This window comes from Streptomyces sp. NPDC057253 (assembly GCF_042669125.1).
Classification (GTDB): domain Bacteria; phylum Actinomycetota; class Actinomycetes; order Streptomycetales; family Streptomycetaceae; genus Streptomyces.
In genome coordinates this window covers 79,289-85,371 of the sequence record NZ_JBHUXV010000016.1, presented here as the reverse complement: position 1 = coordinate 85,371, position 6,083 = coordinate 79,289, and the positions used below count along the sequence as shown (strand labels likewise).

Annotated in this window: 5 protein-coding genes; 1 reads left to right on the top strand and 4 read right to left on the bottom strand. The window is 64.4% G+C overall.

What is annotated here, in order from left to right; all coding sequences use genetic code 11:
• Nucleotides 1–97: 97 nt before the first annotated feature.
• The 3 genes from ACFULQ_RS11735 to ACFULQ_RS11725 all read right to left on the bottom strand — a co-directional run bounded on the left by ACFULQ_RS11735 (nt 98) and on the right by ACFULQ_RS11725 (nt 1,948).
• Entirely contained in the window at nt 98–484 is a 387-nt protein-coding gene (locus tag ACFULQ_RS11735) for a hypothetical protein (RefSeq protein ID WP_383541552.1), read from the bottom strand.
• 112 nt (nt 485–596) lie between these two features.
• Nucleotides 597–1,004, bottom strand: coding sequence for a hypothetical protein (locus tag ACFULQ_RS11730; RefSeq protein ID WP_383541550.1), 408 nt, complete (start codon nt 1,002–1,004; stop codon nt 597–599).
• Nucleotides 1,005–1,345: 341 nt separating this feature from the next.
• Complete coding sequence (locus ACFULQ_RS11725) at nt 1,346–1,948, bottom strand: hypothetical protein (RefSeq protein ID WP_383541547.1); 603 nt, start codon at nt 1,946–1,948, stop codon at nt 1,346–1,348.
• Between the two features lie 765 nt (nt 1,949–2,713).
• Here ACFULQ_RS11725 and ACFULQ_RS11720 point away from each other — a divergent pair.
• Entirely contained in the window at nt 2,714–3,229 is a 516-nt protein-coding gene (locus tag ACFULQ_RS11720) for a winged helix-turn-helix transcriptional regulator (protein ID WP_383541545.1), read from the top strand.
• A 14-nt stretch (nt 3,230–3,243) separates the two neighbouring features.
• On the opposite strand, the gene ACFULQ_RS11715 is transcribed toward ACFULQ_RS11720, so the two are convergent.
• Entirely contained in the window at nt 3,244–6,066 is a 2,823-nt protein-coding gene (locus tag ACFULQ_RS11715; RefSeq protein ID WP_383541542.1) for a hypothetical protein, read from the bottom strand.
• Nucleotides 6,067–6,083: the final 17 nt, after the last annotated feature.

Sequence of the window (6,083 nt, the reverse complement as noted above, 5' to 3'; positions counted from 1 at the left end):
GGGTCCGGGCCCCGCCGGGCTGGGGGGGTGTGGGGGGGGCTCCACCCCCTGGGGGGGGCGCGCCCCGCCCGGCCCCCCCACCCCCCTGGTCGGGCAGTCACTGCCCGGAGTGCACGCCGAACAGAGCGAGAACCGGGCCCCATTCGGCATTCCCGTACTCATGGACCAGCCAGGCGACGACAGCCGCCACGAACGCGCTCAGGCATGTCGTGGCGGTGCGGCCGACGGCGTGCAGGAGTCGCTTTCGATCCGCGTACCACCGGATGTCGATCACAACCGAGCAGCCGAAGACCCTGGGGTGGAACTCGCGGTGGACCCTGCCGAACTTCGGGTGCAGCCGCGTGACATGCACCCGGTGCCCGTCCGTCCGATGCTCGACGATCTTCTCGAACCGCCACGCCTGACCCTCGTGTGGACCGGTCACCAGGTGGATCGTGGCACCCGGCTCGACGGTGGAAGCGGTGACGTCATGGATGAGCTGCATGATCCCTCTCCTCGATCACGTGCCTGCAACGGACGGGCGACGGCCTCCCGTTGAAGGGATGCCGCACCCATGCCACGTGGCAGACGAGCTCACCGCCGCATGCGACCGAGGATCACGCGATGCCGAACTGGAGATCGGCCAACAGGTCGCTCTTGCCGTTGCGGGCGGCCCAACGGCGCATCCCATCGGCCCGGTGCGGGTGGAAAGGCGCCCAATGTGTGGGCTGCACACGCAGGAACTCCCGAGCCTCGTGCTCCTCGATGGACATGATCATCCGGAGCAGCGCGATATAGAGGTCCTCGTCGGTGCAGGCCTTGACCACCAACGGAAATTCCGCGTATGTGGTGATCTCCTCCGGGTAGCCGACCCTCGACTGATCCCGGTTGCTGTTGCGCGCCGGGTAGTCCACCCGGACGATGATCGTCCCCTCGAACCGCTTCGCGTGATCACGGGCGGTAAAGATCCAGCCCGGCTTGTAAATCACGTCGTCGATTAACTCGATGGCACTTGAGGTTTCCATGATCCCTCTCCAAAGGGTCATGGGGGCTCCGGCATGAGCACCCCGATCAGCGCGCGTGCGGGACGCGCGCTGAGGTGGAACTCATTCAGATGCCGGACGCATCGTCAGCGCGACACAACTCGCTCTCACATAAATACGTCGACCGGAAGCGCCCAATTACCGATCACTCGGAATTCCTTTCGGCGCGGTATCGAACTCTCATCTAGATACGTATCACGGAAGCGCCCAATCACCGATCAAGGAGAGAAGTTCCGAAGATCCTTCTCAATGCGTTCCACCGAATGACCAGACGAGATCCCCCCGGCCATTGGTCGGGGGGATCCGGGAAGTGGGCCCTACTTCTAGTCTCCAGCCTGCTGCCGCATGCCCCGGTAGACCATCTCGTCCCGTACGACGTCAAGGTCTGCGGACAGTGCGCGCCATTCCTTCGTTCCGGCGTCACGAACGCGCTGTACCTTGGACGAGGAATTACGCGGGCCGCCGTACAGTTCCTGTGCCGTTTTACCCATGACTCCGGCACGTCCGAGATCATCTGCATGGCTTGCATGCGAGAGCATCGCGCGCAGTGTCGGGTATTCACTGCCGTCACGCCATGCCGAGCGGAAGATCGCCTCACTGTTGCCCGAAAGGTACGGAGTCACTGCGAGCGTCGACACCTTGTCGGCATGCGGAATTCCACGCGTGATCTGCTTTCCGGGGGTGGCGTCGATTTCCTCGGGCTTGACGTCCAGCCGGTACCCGTTCCGCGCGGCGGCATCCCTGACAGCCCAGTATTGGAGCGTCTTGCGAGTGACGACGATCGTTTCGCCGTCCCGCCGGATGTACTGCCAGGCGGACGGTTCGCGGGTGTCGACCAGTACGGCCGACACCTCGCACGTCTCGATGATCTCACTCAGCCGCTTCGCGAAGATCAGAACGGCATCCTGCGTGACGTCGTCGCTCACGTCGTCAGTGCCGTACAGGGCACTCCCGCTACGCACCACGCTAGCGCTACCGTCCATGCGCTTGCGGGACCGCGTGGAATCGACAGTGCGGCAGTAACCGCGCGCGATCCTCTGTAAGTCAGCGAAATCGTCCGATGTTACGCGCTTTACGTCTTCCGCCGTAATGTCTCCGGTCCGACGGATTCCGGAATCTCCCCTGCCAGAGGATTGATTTGCCACGATCGTCTCCGATCATTTGGGATGCGTACCATGGTGTACTGCACCCTGACAATTCAATTGTCTCGCGATTCTCGCTCAAATCAAGAGGATTTCACACTCATTTTTAATCCGGTGCAAATCGCGAGATGCGCAAACGGAGAGAGGGCTTACCGATTCAACACAATCGTCAGGCCAACAGGAATAACAAGGGAATGTACTACGAAATGAAAGAGGAGTCGCCGGCGCAAGGAAATCTACGTACGAGAAATTCTCCCAGGTGCCAGCACCACCGGGACTCAAGTCCTTCCACCCACACCACCTACCAGCCACCTCCACACGTCTGCCCCGGTTCCCACCGAGGGGGCAGTTGCGGACGGAGCGGACGGGCGCCAAGGGTTCGCCACCTGCGACAAGGCCGAATCGCCGGCTACTTCTCTAGCGGGAAGACAGAAAGGCAGTCGGGCCAGAAGCGAGACAGGAAGGCAGATCTGCCGTATCTGTTTACCTCAGCCTCTTGCGTGCCGTAGCGTTGCAGGATCGCCGTTTCAGACGCAGGAGAGGTAACTCATGTCTGACCGTATCAACAGACGATTATGGCGTAGTGGCGAGACTGACGGGACAGCACGACTAAACGGCGGTAGGTGGCGCCGTGCGAAAAATGAATCTGGCGCGCTCATCCCGGGCAGTGACGGCTACTTGCAGCGCGCTCACGATATACGTCACCTTCTGAGCGGTGAGTGGGTCTGGGACGTACTGGTGTCCCTCCTGGAGGGGCCACTTCAGTACACAAATCTACTCGATGCCATTCGATCCGGAACTAAGGACATCGGCTGGCCTGGAAAGAAGCATCAATATCTACAGGACAGCACGCTGAATCGGACTCTTCGGCGCCTGGAGCAAGGAGAACTCGTCAAGCGCCAAAGAGAGACCGAGTTCCCGTATCACACCGCGTACGAACTGACGCCGACAGCGGAAGAGCTGCTGTTCGTGATGGTGCCCGTGATCGAGTGGGCAGAGGCGAACGGGGAACTCCTGGAGCGTGTTCGGCAGCGGCGCCGCGCTGAGGAGCAGGAGAGCGGCTGAGATCGGAGGAACCATCAGCCCGCGCGTCCGCCCGTAGTCCTCCTGGTCGGCTGGGGGCGCTGGAGGACATCGCAGAGCTCCACGGTCTCGAGGCTCGGTTCCTCATCGATTTCGGCAAGTGTCGTGCTGAGGAGGGTGAGGGTGCGGGGGATCGCGTCGAACTGGCCCAGGTGGGCCTGGAGTCGAGCGATGTCACGGTAGATGGCTTCGTTGTAGCGATCGAGCGTGCGACCGCGTTCCAGTAGAGCCAGCGCGTACTCGGGCTCGTCGTGGCGCGTGATGCGGACCAGCGCACTCAAGGCATCCAGTACTTCGCGTCGCAAGGCCTCGCGAGGAGCCTCGATCCACCCCGTTGTGAGATCAGCCGCGAAGTCACCGGTGTAGAGCTCGACAGCACGTTCCAGAGCCGCGCGGTGGTGTTGCTCCCCGGCATCTCGTCGGCTGATGTCCAGAACGTCTTGGAGATGCCAGAGGTCGACCTCGACCTGGTCGTGGTCGAGGCCGTAGTAGCTCTCCGCGTGAACCGTGACATCGGTGAGCCGGTCGTGCGTCGCGGTGCGCAGGGCCCGGCGCAATTGACTCACGGTGGCGTGGAAGCTGTTGTACGGGCGATCCCGCGGAGCGTCGGGCCAGATGGCCATGGTCAGAGTCGCGCGTCGGACGCCACCACGGTGGAGGGCGAGGTAGGCAAGGACTTCACGCTGCTTGGGGGCAAGAACAGGGCCGAGGTCGGCGTGCTCGCCACCGTCCATCCGATGATGCGTAAGTCGCACACGGCCTAGGACCCCCAGTTGCAGGGGACGTTGGAGCACGAGACCGTCAGCAGCCCCGCGGTCCCCCTCAACAGCGGCGGTTGGTCCAAGGTTCGTGGATGTCCGGGGAGGGTCCTCTGGTACGGCAAGGGGGAAGTCGTGAGATTCCTCGTCCGCCGACTGTGTGCTGGTTCCGTCCTCGACATCTCGTGTAGCTGAGCCTTCCTCGTTGCGTCCTGCGCCATCCGGATCTGCTCGGTCTTGAGGGCTCCTCGCGGAAGGCCCCAGCGGAGGCTCCTGGCGAGGAACCTGACCGTGAGCAAGCTTGCGGCGAGGCCTGGCCCGGGCGGCCCGGAGAGCCGGGGCCTTCGTGTCGAGAACGCGGTCACCTGGTGCACCGCCCGGAAGGTCGATGGGCTGTTGGGTGGGAGGTCGCGACGGTTGCGCGTCGTGCAGCAGATCGAGCAGTGCACGGGCGTCCGTGGCGGGCAGGTTGAACAGTCTTACGCCGGTGTTGAGTTCCGCGAGGGAGGAGCTGGTGGCGGCAATGGTGCCGTCGGCTCGGATCCAAGCGGTTCCGCCGGGCAGCCACTGGCCGATGAGAACGCCGGCGAGTCCGAGTGCGGAGCCGTTGTCCAGGACTGCTTGCAGACGGCGATCGGCGTGCGGAGCAGGTGTGGCGATCAGCACCAGGTCTTGGGTGGGCAGGTCGGAGGCAGTGTTCATACGGACGAGCAACTCGGCTTCCAGCATGTCGAGCGCGGCGTCCAGATCCTCCACGATGCGCAACGCGACGGGATGACTGGTGTGTTCGCCGATCAGTACACGCGCGTCAGGAGCCGGGACGACGACCTCGACGGTCCTGCGTGAGGACTGATGAACTTCGGCGAGCAGGGCGACAAGCAACGCGCGAACGGCGTCCGGGGCTCCAGAACCGACGAGACCGAGGCCTCGGGTACGCGCGATGTTCCAGGCGAGTTCCTGACCGTCCTTTACTCCGATGATTCGGGTTGGACCGCTCGCCGACGAACGCTCGGCTTCTGACGGGTTCTCCACTGGTGCCTGGGCTCCCTCAACGAGGCCCGCGTGGGAGCGTGTTGACGCGTCCACGCCGTCGGGTAGCGCGACCCCGTCAGTGCCGGTCACTTCTTCCTGGGCGAGACGCAGGGCGCGTACGACGGGTGCTATCACCAGATCGTCCCGTTCGCCGCTGCCCGCTTCGTACCGGATCCTGCGGCGGCGTCGGACGATGAGCAGGGCAGCTGTGATCAAGGCGGCCAGGCCTGCGCCGACATACGCTCCGGTGGGCAGGGCAACGCCTGGTTGGCCGTGAGGACCGGAAGAAGGCGACGGTGATTCCGTCGGCACTCCACTGGGTGTAGGCGGGCCGGCGGGCGAAGGCGGTGACGAACCCGGCGACTGCGGGGGTTGCGGTGTCGGCGGCACCGGCTGATGGGTGCCGGGAGGAGCTGGACGCTCCGGCAGGCGCAGGATCCAGCCGGGTCGGATCAGGTCGGGGTTGGTCAGAGCCCGTCCGTCAGGCTGGGTGAGCCCTCGATTGAGGGCGAAGATCTCCGGCCATCGGCTGCCCTCGCCGAGGGCGCGGTCGGCGACCCTCCACAGGCTGTCGTAGATGCCGTCGTGGGGTAGCTCGACCTCGACTGTCCCAGCCGTACGACGTTGATCCTGCGTCTGCCGGTTCGCGAACTCAGCGAAGGCCACCGGCCTGGTGTGTTGTGGGGTTGCGATGCTCCTCGCCTCAGTCGGCATTGCCCCGCCGGCAAGCCGCTGCGTGAGCAGAGCCATGATGACCGCTCCCACGAGCAGTGCGGCAAGGGCGTTCAGAGGGCCGGTGCGGGGCATGGCCGGTCGGGAGGACACCCGAACCTCGTCCACGATGACGCGGGTGACGTCGACGACGAAGGCGCCCCAGACCAGCCAGAGCATGCACGCCAAAGTGTTCAGCAGGAAGGCAGTGCTCATCGGAGTGAGCAGGACCACTTCGGTCTCGGGCCAGGTGGGGATGGCTCGTGGAAGCGGCCAGCCGACGAAGCGGATCAGCCCCCAGGGGATACCGCCGGCCAAGACGATGAGCGCCAGAG